The sequence below is a fragment of the Bartonella sp. MU37NMGALS genome, assembly GCF_042194015.1.
In the GTDB taxonomy this organism is placed as follows: Bacteria; Pseudomonadota; Alphaproteobacteria; order Rhizobiales; family Rhizobiaceae; genus Bartonella; species Bartonella grahamii.
In genome coordinates, this window is record NZ_JBHIML010000001.1 from 40580 (window position 1) to 55443 (window position 14864).

The window sequence follows — 14864 nt, forward strand, 5'->3', positions numbered from 1 at the left end:
CGCTCATTGAGCTATACCCATTAAGCTATAATGTCATCCCTATCGTCATTCATTTATAGCTCATCGTATTACTACTCTCAATATTCATTCATAAGGAGCGTATTGCCTCTTCCTGAAATGATTTCATTTACACACCCAACTTACAATATACAAAAAACTATCTTTAAAATTCATTATAAAATGAATTATGATTATAAATCAATATATTCATAAATCATAACAGTCATCAACTATGATGTTATAATTTCTCAAAAATAAGAGTTTTTTATAGACTCATAGACTGCCAAGATAACTTCTCTCATAAAATAGGAATTTTATTTCATTTGCAAATGAGATACAATCAATACATTCAGAATACTTAAAAGTTCTTCATCAAACAAACCAATGTATTGAGATTTATCTCATGTTCTTCTTTCTCTGCATCTCATCCATCCAATACACTGAATAAAACATATTACTGATAAAGAAATACACCGTATTTTCAAGATCATAAAATTTCTTATTCTTTTGCGTTCATAACAACTAAAACATCAACATTTTTTATAACAAAAAAATGGTTTGGAATCACAATAGTTCCTTTTGTCTTCATATGAGAAAACCAGTCTATATGTTACGCATTCCAACGTGGTAATATTCTTTTACAATATCTTTGGAAAATTGCCGCTTATTGCTGCCCTTGTTATTAACCAATAGCGATATATTAATGGCAAAGTTGCACTCTCTTGAAAAACTGCAGCACCCAGCTGTATAGCTTTTTGAAGAGAAGCTGGGACAATGACTAATGGAAGAAAAGCTGGCTTAAGAACTCTAGGTAAAGCACAAGAACACTCGTAAAATTGGGTATAGTGATCGCGCGATAATGCTACCATAGCTTCAACAATACGACCCTTTTGTTGATCACTGAGACATTGAGATTCTAAATCTTCCCTATTCACTCCTACAGCCTTTAATATATCAGTAGGTAAATAATATTGATATCGTGATTGCATGAATGATAAAAGACGCAATACACCGCTTAATCCTTGAGAAATCCCTCCATGTTCATAGATATCTGTAAACTCTTGTGCAGTATCAGGATCTAATATCTGACAAGAAAGCTGTAAAATTATGCTTGCTGTCTCACCACAATAATGCTCTAGATCATGAAGTGTTTCTATTGGATTGTGATAAAGATCTAAAATTTGTGCATCACAATAACGTAAAAAAGCTGTCTTAGGTAAATTAAAAAGAGTCATTGCTTTCAATAAATTACTCATAATCGGATTATTTCCACTCGCTTGTATTTCACCATGAGCAATAGAATCATACCACCAACGTAACCGTATTTCTCCTATGAGTGGATCATGTACACTTTCGCGAATACGAGAAATTTCAGCATTAAATACATAAAGAGCAGCCAATGCTTGGCGCTTTTTTTTAGGCGCAAATAAAACCGATATATAGCGATCACGATCCATGGTACGTAAAATATCAAGACAATACGGAAGAGAACCTATCATTCTATGAACCTATTAACGTCCCTTTTTTAGCAATTAAATTAATATCTTCTTTTTATTCATATTAAAAAATGAAGGATAAGCAAATAGAATTCAGAAAATAAGATTTTTAAATGTGTCTCTTAACTGTATTGTGAATTAAAATTTCTTTTCTGGTCACTTTTCGTTTTAGAAAGAAAAAAATTAAATAAATAATTTTTCTGATAAAAATTATCTTATCAGACTAAATTTTTCATTTGCAGTAAAAAAGCTAAAAACTAATTGTAACATGCATAGTGAAACTTAGAACAACAAAAAACACAAAATACTTTTTCACTGAATAGATGACAATGTTATTTTATAAAAATGCACTGATCACAAAGACTTCATCAAATCATTGCCCTCCCCCCCATCCTAAAAAACAAAGATTCCTACCAATACCAATTTGTAAAAAATCTAATTGCTATCGGTGATTTTATATTACTATCAAAGTATTGATTTATAATGATAATTTATTGTTTTGTATGTTAAATTAAAATCCCAAATATCGTAGAATGCTTTCATTTCAAACCAATTCCATGTTGAATCAATCAAAACTATTCCCTTGCGTCACAAGCTGGGCTGGCTTGTAGGTAAAAACTGTATAAGAAAGAATTAAAAATGCCTCTTATGAACTGTCTCAAGTGCCAAGAGTTGATCACTCATGTGATTCATTGAACTACGAGCAAGCTCTGCCCTGAATACTTGCTGCTGTATTTAAAAACACTTAATGTGTTAAGTTATGTATATTTTATTCCCCTTATATCACCACTTTAAACGACGGTATTTTACGGCTTAGCAAAATACTCACACAAGTCTTTCATACTAGATGAGAGCATTTATTTTATTAAACAATACTCTATTCTACCGCAAATAATAACGCCGCAACAGCGCGATCTTCAGCCAATAAAACATTAAATGTACGCACCGCCGCTCCTGTACTCATTGTATCTGATGAAATACGTTTTTCCCATAAAAGCACCCGTAACTCTTCAGGTAATCGCAATAATTCAATTCCAGTACCTATTAATAAAACTTCGATTTCAGAAGCTTCTTCTAAAATACGAGATATATCCTCTTGAGTGGGAATAGGTCCTGCCATGTCAATGCCATAAATACCTGATGGTACACAAATAATAGAACCTCTATGAGACATATCAGCAAAACGAAATCCACCATTTCCATAAGCATCAATAGGTGCGCGACTTGGAAAATGCGCTTCACGAATTTGAATTGCATCGAACATGAACAAGCACCCTTTATTTTTGAATAATCCAATTGTCTTTGCTACTTCTCACCATAAAATTAAAGGAAGGCTGATACAAACATTGATATCTTAACCATAGCCTAGTATTGAAGTGGAAATTTTATATAAAACCCTAATCTTCTCATACAACGAGTATATGAAAATTTGATAATAAACCGCAATCAAAAGCTATACCTGCTTAAATAAATCTATCTTTTAAAAAGTTTTCTCAGCTTATTTACTCGCAAGTTTCTTTTTATAGAAACAATGATCTTGTTTAAAAAAAACAGAAAAAAATTGCGTAATATTCTATAAATAAGGCAACTATTTTAATAATCTCAAGGAAACAAAAACTCCATTTTCTGTAGCCACTATAAAAGCTATTTTTCCAATGAAATTGTCCTGATCTTGCCAAGCTTTTTATAAAAATGCTTAAAACTGCCACTACACCTTAAGATGCATTTTCCTTTGATATAGCTTTTTTCTCTTCAGAGATACTCATCTTTTCTTTCGTTGTCGTTTTAGATTTAGACTTTTGTGGTGTTTTTGCTTTAGCATTAAATTTTGATTTTTTTTCTGCAATCGGCTCACCTTTAACGCGCACATCAGCTAATGTTGAGCGAATAACACGAATATTCATACTCTCACCAATTTCAACCTCTAATTCACCACTCTCGTCGTGAACCTTCGTAACCTTGCCGATAATACCACCACCCGTTATAACTGTATCACCACGACGTACTGCATTAAGCATTTCTTGGCGTTTTTTCATTTGGGCACGCTGTGGACGAATCATAAAAAAATACATAATTGCAAAAATTAAAATGAATGGGACAGCGCTAGCAAATGAAATTCCACCGGAAACATCGCCAGCAACTTGAGCATAAGCGTTCGTAATAAACATTTTTATCTCCTATAGTTAAACCTCAGGTATTTCCCACTCTATTAAAATGAAATTCCGATACAGAAAAAATTCCTAAAGAATTTATCATAAAAAGCAATAACTACATAATCTAATCACAGCTTTACAAAAATACAATAAATCCTTAAGAGACAGAATACCAAAATACAATGAGAAAAATCTTAAAAATAGATTCATTTTCCCCTATTGTATATCCTACAATATAAATCTTTTCACTAACTCAATAAATTATACAAGATAATTTTTCTAATGAAAAAACTTTAATTTATATAGATAATTTATCGTTTTTGATATCGAATGACAGAGCTAAATACAATAAAACGCTCTCATTTTCAAACTCTCCGAATTAATCAAAATGATTTTCTTGCAGGCACACATATGAAATGAATCTGTAGATAAAAACTTTTTAAGAAAGGCGTGAAATATCTTTTTTCATGCTTCTCGCAAATTCAAGAGCACTTGCAACACTGAAAGCTGACAAATAGTATGATGCTATTGTTTTACACTTTCATAAAAACAAAGACGGTAATATCTAACGCCCCTAACGAACCGCTCTCCTTAAACTAATGATTTTTTGCTGCAGTGTTATGGATTTGAGAAAATCAATTGTTTTTCATGAAGTTTCTATAAACTATGAGACTATTCAAACTTAAAAATCATCAATAAATTAGTTTTCTAAATATTTAAGGGGATCAACAGGTAATGAATTCTTACGCATTTCAAAATAGACACGTGGCGTTTTAACATTTCCTGAAACACCAGATTTAGCAATCTCATCACCGCGTCTTATCCTTTGTCCTTTGTTAACAACAAGCTTGCTGTTACATCCATAAATAGTGATAATATTATTTTCATGTCGAATCATCACAACATTACCAAGCTCTTTTAATCCATCTCCCGCGTAAATAACAACACCATTTTCTGCCGCCTTTACCGAAGACCCTTCAGGCACTGCAATATCTATCCCTCGATTCATTACTGTTCCCTTTTTTTGACCGAACTGACTTAATAAACGCCCTCGTACTGGCCAACGCATCTTAGAAATTCCTGTGGCTTGCGGAGTCGTCATATTATAGGTATTCGTAACAGTACTTGATAAACCAGTCTCATGATTCAATTGTGTTATCTGTTTAGAAAAATTTTTCTCAGAACTTGATTTGTTCATCTTTGCAGAAGGTGGCGTTATTACAGGAGTTTTATGTATAGGAGAGGACTTCTTGGTTTTTATAGAGGACATCATTTGAGATTGGAATGCAGATTCTGTTGTTGATACTGCCCAATCGTTATTATTGTGTGCATTTGAAGCTGCTAATGTACGCCTGCTTGGGACAACAAGTACCTGACCGATATAAATGGAATTGCTGTTTATACCATTTGCTAGTTTTAATGCCTCAACACTAACCCCTATTTGTCGCGAAATACTGAGCAGTGTATCTCCACTCTGGACAATATAAGAGTTCCGCCGAAAAATAGGAGATTTATCCATTTGTGAACGAGAAAGTGTTCCAAGATTACGTGGAGGAACTCCCATAACGCGACCATCAGAAGAAGTTATCCTACCTTGATGTAGAGTATTATAGGGAGAATTGTCATCTTCCCACAAATCATCGCTTGATTCCACAGGTGGCAATTCAGTGCTTTGTATCATACCACCACCGTACGATAGCATTCGCGGATCTGTAGACATAGTGCTCGATATATTTGATTGAGATGATACCGTACGATGAGAGACAATATTGGAAAAACGCTGTGTACCAGAACTACAACCAGCAACAATAGTTACCACCGCTAAAAAAGTTATTCTCTGAAAATTATGCTGGAAAATATTATCCAAAGCTTTTAAACGCATCGTTTTGCTCACTCATCAATAATCAACTCACTCCATTAAAGCTTTTTTAAATTACCGAAGAGTTAAAATGAGATGTTTTATTCATAAATATCTTTATATAAGATCAAAATGAATTTAACGTAGACAATCTGCAGAAACTTCTTAGCTTTTAAAAATTAAAGTATCTCCGCAATGCCTTTAATAAAAGGTTGGTAACGCACTTGGAACAGTTCTAAACACTCAAATCGACTACCAATTTTTGTATAGCGCGTCACCGTTTGTACCCCTTCGTCAGGTCCTATCGCCTGAATGAGAATTCCGTTTTCAGCTAAAAGTTCTAAAAATTCCTTGGGTTCATCAAAACGTGATGGCCAAATAAGAATGCGATCAAATGATCCCAAGCCTGTCACACTATGACTTCCATCAATCTGCCGTATAATAATATTTTCAATTCCTAAAGTTTGAAATTTTTGGCGCGCCAAATCAACAAGCGTTTTATAACGATCAATCGTTGTCACACGGTCACTCAGACATGCCATAAGCGCAGTACAAAAACCAGATCCTGTACCGATTTCTAAAACGCGATGCCTTTTTTTCAACAATAATGCCGAAAGAATTAAGAGTTGTTCTTCCAAACGTTCCATATATTCACCACACTCAAGGGGAATAACCTTATTATCATAAGCACTATTAAACCAAGGAGCAGAAACAAACTGTTGACGCGGAATTTTCTCTAATGCCGAAAAAAATCGCACGTCATCAATGCCTTTGCTACGCATTTTCAGTACAAGAGCGGCTAACTCCTCACGAAATTGTAAAATACCCTTTTGCCCCATAGTATCATTCAATCTCCAATGGAGGTGCACTTTTATTATACTGACAAACTGCTTCTTTTAAAATGGCAAAAACTTGCGTTTGCATATTATCACCTCTTGGCAATAAACGCATATTGTCTCTCCTTTCGTAAAATTAAGCAGTAATACAACGCATGCCTCCCATATAAGGTTGTAAAACATCTGGAATAATAATTGATCCATCAGCCTGTTGATAATTTTCAAGCACGGCAATAAGACAACGTCCAACAGCTGTACCAGAACCATTAAGGCTATGAACAAAATGCAATTTTTTATCGCCTTCTGTACGATAACGTGCATTCATACGACGACCTTGAAAATCTCCACAAACTGAACAGCTAGAAATTTCACGATAACATTCTTGACCAGGAAGCCAAACCTCGATGTCATAGGTTTTACGCGCTGCAAACCCCATATCACCCGTAGAAAGAACCACTGTGCGAAAAGGCAAACCAAGCCGCTTTAATATATCTTCTGCACATTCCGTCATACGTTCTAATTCAATTAAAGACTGCTCTTCACTGGTAATCGAGACCATTTCAACTTTCCAAAATTGATGCTGACGCAACATACCGCGCGTATCACGACCGGCTGCTCCCGCCTCTGAACGAAAACAGGGAGATAAAGAAGAAAATCGCAGTGGTAAATCTGATATTTCAAGAATTTCATCGTTGACCAAATTGGTTAATGGCACTTCTGCTGTGGAAATAAGCCATCGACCATCTGTTGTACGAAAAAGGTCTTCAGCAAATTTCGGTAATTGTGCTGCTCCGTAAACAATCTCATCACGAACAAGAAAAGGTATTGAGACTTCTGTATAACCATGCTCATTGACATGCACATCAAGCATAAATTGGCCTAATGCTCGTTCTAGCCGTGCTAACGCTCCTGAAAGTATTGTAAAACGTGTTCCAGACAAACGACTAGCTCGTTCAAAATTCATCTGCTTGAGATCTTGACCAAGATCAAAATGTTCCTTTGGTATAAAATTAAATGTTGGAGGTGTACCATAATGTCGAATGACGACATTATCACTTTCATCTTTACCTTCTGGAACATCATCTAATGGAATATTTGGAAGTGCTGAAAGAATTTTTTCAAGACTCTCCGTCAGCTGTTTTTCTTCCGCTGTTGCAGAGGAAAGAAAGATTTTAATCTCTTCACCTTCAGCTCTAAAGCTTTCAGCCTTTTGCTGATCAGATACCGCTAAAGCCTGTCCTATTTCCTTTGAAACAGTATTGCGACGTTCCTGCGCCAATTGCACCTTAGCAATATGCGACCGACGTGCAAGATCAAGTTGTATTAACCTCTCAGCTTGCGGCTCAAGACCTCTACTTACGAGTGCTTTATCTAATTTCTCAGGATTGTCACGAATCCACTTAATATCAAGCATAAAAATTCCTCATTTATATTTTTTTATTAATTTCTTATCGCATAAGATTATACACTTTTCTTAAGCGGATTTTCTTCTCTTTTCTATACTGTAAGCAATTAAAATTGAAATCTCGTAAAGTGCTATCGTTGGTAAAGCCACTGCAAACATCGTAAAAAAATCCGACGGCGTTATGATTGCCGCAATGATAAAAGAAAGTAAAATAGCCCATTTTCGTTTAGACGCCAAATCATGAGACGTTAAAAATCCAACTTTTGTTAAAAGACTGATGACAAGAGGTAATTGAAAAATCAAACCAAAAATTAGGATAAATGATGTCATAAAGCCCAAATAATCAGAAATACGTACTATAAACTCTATTTTTAAATGAACATCTGGAAGAAATTGTTGAGAAAGGCTAAACCATAGTATTATTGGCGCTAATAGACCATAAACAAACGCCCCCCCAATACAAAATAAAATAGGCCCCCCAATGAGAAATGGTAAAAAAGCCATACGCTCATTTTTATAAAGCCCTGGTGCAATAAAACTATAAAACTGAAAAGCCGTATAGGGAAAAGATAAAATAATTCCCCCAAAAGCAGAAAGCTTCATCTTCGTTAAAAAAGTTTCCCATACTTGCGTTGATTGCAAACGAATATCCTCAGGATTACCCCCTGCTATTTTCATTGCCCACTGATACGGCCATAGTAAAAAATTTAAGATATAATCTTTAACAAGAAAACACATCATAAAAGCGATCATAAATGCAACTAGGGCAGCAATAATTCGCTGACGAAGTTCGATTAAATGTTCTAAAAGTGGTGCCATATGGGCATCAACTTCATCTTTCTTAACATTCATGACACATCTTCTTTATCTTTAGAAGCTATAGATCCTGTCATATCTTTATTGGTTACGTTGTGATCGCATTCCAAAAATTCTTTACCTTTTTCTGATTTATGGTGTGTTGCCTTAACATCCAAATTATCGTGGATATCTTCTAATGTATTTTGAATGGGATCAAAAGTCTCTGTCAACTTCTTGCTTGAATCGCTAATATCCGAATATGTTTTTTGCAAATCATCGAGCTCGATTTGTCTTATTGCATCATCAAACTGATGACGCAGCTCTTTTGCCATTAAACACATATGAGCTCTTACCTTTGCTATTGTCTTTAATATTTTAGGTAAATCTTTCGGTCCAACAACAATGATGAGAACAAGTAAGATTACGACAAACTCTGGTCCATCAATCCCAAACATCTCTTAATTCGACTTCCTCATCAAAAAATAACGCACAATGATGATTACGTTTTTGTTATTTGACACGCTGTTTTTTAGCAACAGATGTTTTGCTTCTTTTAGAAGCAGAAGAAGCCTTTCTGCGCGCTGTTACATGTTTTACCGATAATGGCTGAGATTGTTGAGATTCTACATCAATTATTTGGGAAGTAGGAGCCATTTCAACTTTATCCTCAATGCTGTCATCTTCTTCCTTCATATTTTTTTTGAAGGCTTTAATTCCCTTAGCAACATCGCCCATTAATTCAGAAATTTTACCGCGACCGAAAAGCACAAAGATAATCAATAAAATTACAATTAAATGCGTTGGTGAAAAAATATTACCCATTACTCTCTCTAACTTATGCTTTTAAATTTGATTTCATTTATTCATGCTTCCTCTGAAGAATGTATCAAATATAATATCTTACTTGTATATTTTCTTCTTAACTTAAAAACAATTACACGCTTTTATTGCAAAAGAACTTTTTATCCTCTCATCCTTTTTTAGCGTACTATAACACAAACCATTCAACAATGATAAACCGCCTCATACAAAATTCAAAACACTTAAAAACTTTTCTAAAATAACTTCATCTGATCTCCTAGGTTACTCATCTTCCTGTAAATACTATAGCTAATGTCTCTCCTTTTACACAATGTTTTACGTATCATTACAAATATTTCCGTCAAATTATCCTTTACTGATAAAGATCATAACATGCTGTAAAACACTTTACGTATTCAATTAAAAAAAATTCAGAAAGAAAAATCTCTAAAAAACTTTCTTAACACATCGTCAGTCTCTTCAAAAACTATCATCTTACGCACAACATTTATTCTGTGCGTTGGGGTAGGAATTTTATCATTCATTATTCTATGTACAATACGAAATATGAGCCATCATCGCGTTCAGTTAAATATCTGGCGTGTAAATAAAAACTATTAGCGGAAAGAGTAAAAATGCACTTTATGAACCAACTCAAGTGCCAAGAGGTATGGAAATACTGCTAAAAAATAAAAAAGGTACCAGCTTGCGCCTTTATTCAGAAAATACCTCCATATAACTAGCTCTCTAAGCCACTGTATGCTCTAACTATTACAAGTCTCCGGATTCTGGGCATGCGTTCTCATAATATCATGTGTTTAACCTATCTCAGTATTGAAAACAGAATGGGCATGAATAGAAAATTACATTCAATCAAAAGCATAGTATCGAAGCACAATCCATGTAAAAGAATTTCTTATCCTAGCCTTTTTATAAGATTACCTCATAAAGTCGCTCGATAATATAGTGTTAGAGATAGATAAACCTATTTACTTTAGTTTAAAATTCCTCATTTTGATTGAGATCGCTTGCAGAGCACATATCAATTTTCAAAAGTTTTATTTTAGCATCATACACAATAACCTAGCTATTTAGCGTGTATAATGTAAAGCTTTGGCTCCGCTTAAAGCAATGAAATTCATTCATACTTTTACAAAAATCTATCACTATAACACCAGCACTTTATTGCTCTATCCATAATTTTACGCTTGCTAAAAAACTGATCAATGTAACAATATTTTTATCAAGCATTTTAAATTCTTTAATCTTTAAACAAGTAAATTTATGAATGAATTTGAAAGATAACCTTAAATTTTTTAACAAACTTCACTAATATTCTCGTTAATTGCTTGTCTTTTATAGTTTTCCTGAAAGAGTCCGCGATCATAAGAAACTTCTCTTATAACATAACTATCTCTATTGAAATGTTTGCCCTCTTCCTATCTATTTTTCATATAAAAAATTTAAGATCTTAACGATGAATCTCATAATATAAAATAGCCCAGTGAATAAATGCTCCCATGACATTAATATTTTTCTGTAGGGTATTATTTGATTTCTACAAGAGTATTTTTATGGATATCAATTCTAATATTCTATGCTAATAATCCGGTACAGCTATACATATGATAGAGTTTATTCCATGAATTATCGGCATATTTATCATGCTGGCAATTTTGCTGATGTTTTTAAACACATTATTGTCACTCGCATTGTAGAATATCTCAAACGCAAAGAAAAAGCTTTTCGCGTTATAGATACGCATGCTGGAATCGGTATTTATGACCTTTCTTCTTTAGAAGCACATAAAACAGGAGAGTGGCGCGAAGGTGTCCAACGGCTTTTTTCAACTCCTATCCCAGAAGATTTAAGAGCACTCCTTTGTCCATGGTGTGATATCATTGATGCCCTCAATAAAGGGGAAAAAGAAATTGTATTTTATCCTGGATCTCCTGTTCTTATTCGTCAATTATTACGGAAACAAGATCGCCTCACCGCAATAGAATTGCACAACGAAGATTATCATGTTTTAGCAAAAAACTTTGCCGGAGATTATCAGACAAAAGTTCTGCATTTAGATGGTTGGCTTTCCTTAAATGCTCATGTACCACCAAAAGAAAAACGTGGGTTTATCCTTGTTGACCCTCCCTTTGAAAAAACTGGAGAATTTTCCCGCCTTATTGAGGGATTAAAGAAAGCCTATCGTCGCTTTTCTGGAGGGATCTACGCTTTATGGTATCCTGTTAAATATGATAAAGAAATTGAAAGTTTTCTTCACGCGCTTTATCAAACAGAAATTCCTAAGATTCTACAGCTTGAAATGCGTATCCGAAAAAGTTCAAGTCCACCGACAATGAATGGAAGTGGTATGATTATTATTAACCCTCCCTACCTTTTGGAAGAAGAAATGAAAAAACTCAGCCCCTTTCTTATCAACCGTCTGGGACAAGATGAAAATGCCCAAATAACGCATAAGTGGCTTCAAAAAGAACGTCTATCTTTTTGATCATCATGAATTTCCTATTCCAATCATTTTAGTGGATAAATTGGGCAAATTCATAAAGCTGTTTTAGAATAACAACTCTCATATTTTTTATGAAAAATCGGCTCTCTAAAATCATACTCTTATGCTATAAGATATTATTTATAGAAAAAATTATAAGGATATAAATAATCATTATTTAATAAAAAAGAATATTTCATATATTAAACAAAAAACATATTCTTAATAAACGGAATGGTCCTGAAAAATAATACAAATTGTCCGAAAAATGAGCGGGAAAAGCTTTCTTTTCTCTCTAACATTACATGGAATAATGCCAATCAAAGTAATGAGAAAAATCAATTCCAAGGTGTCAAATTCATACAAGAGTTTGTTAGACACCTTCCGCATAAGCCAGGGGTTTACCGGATGATTGGTAAAAATGGTGATATTCTCTATATTGGCAAAGCTCGTAATCTCAAAAAACGTGTTTCAAACTATACGCGTGAACAAGGACACAATAATCGTATTACCCGCATGATTCGCGCAACATATCATATGGAATTTATCGTCACCCATACAGAAACAGAAGCACTCCTTTTAGAAGCCAATCTTATAAAAAGATTGCATCCACATTTTAATGTATTACTACGTGATGATAAAAGTTTCCCTTATATTATGATTACAGATGATCATCGAGTGCCTGGACTTTACAAACATCGTGGTGCCCGAACACGAAAAGCTCACTATTTTGGTCCTTTTGCTTCTGCTGGTGCAGTGACACAAACAGTTCATGTTTTACAACGCGCCTTCTTATTACGAACCTGTACTGATTCAGTTTTTGAAAACCGTACACGCCCCTGTTTGCTTTATCAAATTAAGCGATGTTCTGCACCTTGTACCCATGAAATTAGTGACAATGATTATAAAGAACTGCTGAGGGGAGCAAAAGCGTTCCTTTCGGGAAAAGATCAATCTATTAAAAATAATATGGTTCAAGCTATGCATAAAGCCGCAGAAAATCTTGATTTTGAACAAGCAGCTTCCTATCGTGACCGCTTATCAGCCCTTTCTCATATACAAAGCCATCAAGGTATTAATCCTCAAACGATAAAAGAAGCGGATGTATTTGCAATTGCACAAAAAGAAGGAATGACCTGTATTCAAGTGTTCTTTTTTCGCATGGGGCAAAATTGGGGAAACCGTGCCTATTTTCCTAAAGCAGATCCCTCTTTTTCCTGTACTGAAATTTTAGCGAGTTTTCTTGCTCAATTTTACGATGATAAACCACTTCCCAAAAGCATCCTTTTATCTGAAGAAATTGAAGAAAAGACACTTCTTACAGAAGCATTGAGTCTCAAAGCAAATCACAAAGTGTCTCTCTCTTTACCCAAACAAGGTGAACGGAAAACTCTTGTTAATCATGCCTATCTCAATGCTCATGAAGCACTTGAACATAAGCTTTCTGAAACAGCCACTCATACAAAATTGCTTCAAGGTCTTGCCAAAACATTCCAACTACCTTTTCCTCCACGCCGGATAGAAGTCTATGATAATTCTCATATCATGGGAACAAATGCTGTAGGTGCTATGATTGTTGCTGGTCAAATGGGATTTGTTAAAAATCAATATCGCAAATTCAACATTCGCTCAATAGATATCACGCCTGGCGATGATTTTGGCATGATGAAAGAAGTGATTAAACGAAGATTTTCACGCCTTATAAAAGAGCATGATCAGTCAAATAGAAGTCATGACATAAAAGATAATGATCTTTTTCCCATTTGGCCTGATCTTATCTTAATCGATGGTGGTGAAGGACAAATCAACAGCGTACATGCAATACTTGCTGAATTACAATTAAATGACCTCTTCACAGTTGTTGGAATCGCCAAAGGTGTTGACCGCCATGCGGGACGTGAACGATTTTTTATAAAAGGTATCCCCCCCTTTACACTTCCTCCACGTGATCCTATCCTCTATTTTTTGCAACGTCTGCGTGATGAAGCACACCGTTTTGCGATTGGAGCTCATAGGATAAAACGAAAAAAAGAAACATTCAAAAACCCACTTGATGAAATCGAAAATATCGGTCCGACAAGAAAGCGTGCGTTGCTTCATCATTTTGGAAGTGCCAAGGCTATTGCTAGTGCCTCACTTGAAGATTTAAAAAAAGTTACGGGAATTTCTATGACAATTGCACAAAAAATTCATAACCATTTTCATGAAAAATAGGCTTGTTTCATAACCTTTGCCTTGTTACGTTTAGGAAATATATTCTCTTTCACAAGAATTAAAAATGGCTCCATGAAAAATCATACTTTTTCTTTTCCAAATATTTTAACTTATGCACGAATTGTCGCAGTCCCAATGGTTGTTGCATGCTTTTTTTTAGAAGGGCGATTACAATCAAGTGATATCACTCGCTGGATTGCTGTGTCCATTTTTATCGTTGCATCCATTACTGACTTTCTTGACGGTTACCTTGCTCGTATTTGGGAACAAACATCCAATATTGGTCGCATGTTAGATCCAATTGCTGATAAACTTCTCGTCTCTGCTTGTTTGCTCTTGCTTGCCGCAGACAGTACCATCGCTGGGTGGACACTATGGGCAGCTATTATCATTCTTTGCAGAGAAATTCTTGTATCAGGATTACGTGAATATTTGGCTGAGTTAAAAGTTAGTGTTCCTGTCTCTCGTCTTGCAAAATGGAAAACTTTTGTACAGATGATCGCTATTGTATTTCTTTTAGCTGGACCAGCCGGTAATAAAATTTTCCCTTACACAATAGAGTTCGGCATTACTATGCTGTGGATTTCTGCCCTCCTTACATTGTGGACAGGATGGGATTATTTTCGTGCAGGTTTAAAACACGTTATCCTATGAATAGTATGGAGATTTATAATGATAATTTATCTTTTTGCACTTAAATAAAAGACGAAAATAGCATAAAATTGATTCATTTTAAATCTATTAATGATAAATCAATAAAACGCTCTTTTGCACATTACAAGTAAGGGTGGCATGTAGAT

The 14864-nt window shown here is 34.6% G+C and carries 12 protein-coding genes; 3 read left to right on the forward strand and 9 right to left on the reverse strand.

Features of this window, described 5'->3' with window-relative positions; all coding sequences use genetic code 11:
• Positions 1-638 precede the first annotated feature (638 nt).
• The 9 genes from ACFIJP_RS00190 to tatA all read right to left on the reverse strand — a co-directional run bounded on the left by ACFIJP_RS00190 (position 639) and on the right by tatA (position 9368).
• The gene (locus tag ACFIJP_RS00190) at positions 639-1499 is read right to left on the reverse strand and encodes a phytoene/squalene synthase family protein (protein WP_375624993.1); all 861 of its coding nucleotides are present in this window, start codon (positions 1497-1499) and stop codon (positions 639-641) included.
• A gap of 874 nt (positions 1500-2373) precedes the next feature.
• On the reverse strand, positions 2374-2760 hold the full coding sequence (locus ACFIJP_RS00195) for an Mth938-like domain-containing protein (RefSeq protein WP_273723333.1): 387 nt from the start codon (positions 2758-2760) through the stop codon (positions 2374-2376).
• A gap of 451 nt (positions 2761-3211) precedes the next feature.
• Positions 3212-3664 carry a preprotein translocase subunit YajC gene (gene yajC, locus ACFIJP_RS00200; protein ID WP_375624994.1) on the reverse strand — a complete coding sequence of 151 codons (453 nt, stop codon included), beginning with the start codon at positions 3662-3664 and terminating at the stop codon, positions 3212-3214.
• A 685-nt stretch (positions 3665-4349) separates the two neighbouring features.
• On the reverse strand, positions 4350-5531 hold the full coding sequence (locus ACFIJP_RS00205; RefSeq protein ID WP_375624995.1) for a peptidoglycan DD-metalloendopeptidase family protein: 1182 nt from the start codon (positions 5529-5531) through the stop codon (positions 4350-4352).
• A gap of 155 nt (positions 5532-5686) precedes the next feature.
• Complete coding sequence (locus ACFIJP_RS00210) at positions 5687-6346, reverse strand: protein-L-isoaspartate(D-aspartate) O-methyltransferase (protein ID WP_375624996.1); 660 nt, start codon at positions 6344-6346, stop codon at positions 5687-5689.
• A 133-nt stretch (positions 6347-6479) separates the two neighbouring features.
• The gene (gene serS / locus ACFIJP_RS00215) at positions 6480-7757 is read right to left on the reverse strand and encodes a serine--tRNA ligase (RefSeq protein WP_375624997.1); all 1278 of its coding nucleotides are present in this window, start codon (positions 7755-7757) and stop codon (positions 6480-6482) included.
• Between the two features lie 60 nt (positions 7758-7817).
• Entirely contained in the window at positions 7818-8600 is a 783-nt protein-coding gene (tatC, locus tag ACFIJP_RS00220) for a twin-arginine translocase subunit TatC (RefSeq protein ID WP_375624998.1), read from the reverse strand.
• Positions 8597-9001, reverse strand: coding sequence for a twin-arginine translocase subunit TatB (locus ACFIJP_RS00225; protein WP_375624999.1), 405 nt, complete (start codon positions 8999-9001; stop codon positions 8597-8599). The genes tatC and ACFIJP_RS00225 overlap by 4 nt, the downstream gene beginning before the upstream one ends.
• 55 nt (positions 9002-9056) lie before the next feature.
• Positions 9057-9368, reverse strand: a complete 312-nt coding sequence (gene tatA, locus ACFIJP_RS00230; RefSeq protein ID WP_375625000.1) for a twin-arginine translocase TatA/TatE family subunit — start codon at positions 9366-9368, stop codon at positions 9057-9059.
• Between the two features lie 1621 nt (positions 9369-10989).
• Between tatA and ACFIJP_RS00235 the strand changes: the two genes are divergently transcribed.
• The 3 genes from ACFIJP_RS00235 (at position 10990) to pgsA (ending at position 14718) form a co-directional block, all read left to right on the forward strand.
• Complete coding sequence (locus ACFIJP_RS00235) at positions 10990-11853, forward strand: 23S rRNA (adenine(2030)-N(6))-methyltransferase RlmJ (RefSeq protein ID WP_375625001.1); 864 nt, start codon at positions 10990-10992, stop codon at positions 11851-11853.
• Between the two features lie 231 nt (positions 11854-12084).
• On the forward strand, positions 12085-14064 hold the full coding sequence (gene uvrC / locus ACFIJP_RS00240; protein ID WP_375625002.1) for an excinuclease ABC subunit UvrC: 1980 nt from the start codon (positions 12085-12087) through the stop codon (positions 14062-14064).
• Between the two features lie 72 nt (positions 14065-14136).
• Positions 14137-14718: a CDP-diacylglycerol--glycerol-3-phosphate 3-phosphatidyltransferase gene (gene pgsA, locus ACFIJP_RS00245; RefSeq protein ID WP_375625003.1), complete on the forward strand. Its 582-nt coding sequence runs from the start codon at positions 14137-14139 to the stop codon at positions 14716-14718.
• The last annotated feature ends 146 nt before the right edge of the window (positions 14719-14864 follow it).

What these genes read in the sequence shown, in the direction of transcription:
- yajC (WP_375624994.1), bottom strand. Translation starts at nt 3,664, where the DNA reads ATGTTTATTACGAACGCTTATGCTCAAGTTGCTGGCGATGTTTCCGGT.
- ACFIJP_RS00205 (WP_375624995.1), bottom strand. Translation starts at nt 5,531, where the DNA reads ATGCGTTTAAAAGCTTTGGATAATATTTTCCAGCATAATTTTCAGAGA.
- pgsA (WP_375625003.1), top strand. Translation starts at nt 14,137, where the DNA reads ATGAAAAATCATACTTTTTCTTTTCCAAATATTTTAACTTATGCACGA.
- serS (WP_375624997.1), bottom strand. Translation starts at nt 7,757, where the DNA reads ATGCTTGATATTAAGTGGATTCGTGACAATCCTGAGAAATTAGATAAA.
- ACFIJP_RS00190 (WP_375624993.1), bottom strand. Translation starts at nt 1,499, where the DNA reads ATGATAGGTTCTCTTCCGTATTGTCTTGATATTTTACGTACCATGGAT.
- uvrC (WP_375625002.1), top strand. Translation starts at nt 12,085, where the DNA reads ATGGTCCTGAAAAATAATACAAATTGTCCGAAAAATGAGCGGGAAAAG.
- ACFIJP_RS00235 (WP_375625001.1), top strand. Translation starts at nt 10,990, where the DNA reads ATGAATTATCGGCATATTTATCATGCTGGCAATTTTGCTGATGTTTTT.
- ACFIJP_RS00210 (WP_375624996.1), bottom strand. Translation starts at nt 6,346, where the DNA reads ATGGGGCAAAAGGGTATTTTACAATTTCGTGAGGAGTTAGCCGCTCTT.
- ACFIJP_RS00195 (WP_273723333.1), bottom strand. Translation starts at nt 2,760, where the DNA reads ATGTTCGATGCAATTCAAATTCGTGAAGCGCATTTTCCAAGTCGCGCA.
- ACFIJP_RS00225 (WP_375624999.1), bottom strand. Translation starts at nt 9,001, where the DNA reads ATGTTTGGGATTGATGGACCAGAGTTTGTCGTAATCTTACTTGTTCTC.
- tatC (WP_375624998.1), bottom strand. Translation starts at nt 8,600, where the DNA reads ATGAATGTTAAGAAAGATGAAGTTGATGCCCATATGGCACCACTTTTA.
- tatA (WP_375625000.1), bottom strand. Translation starts at nt 9,368, where the DNA reads ATGGGTAATATTTTTTCACCAACGCATTTAATTGTAATTTTATTGATT.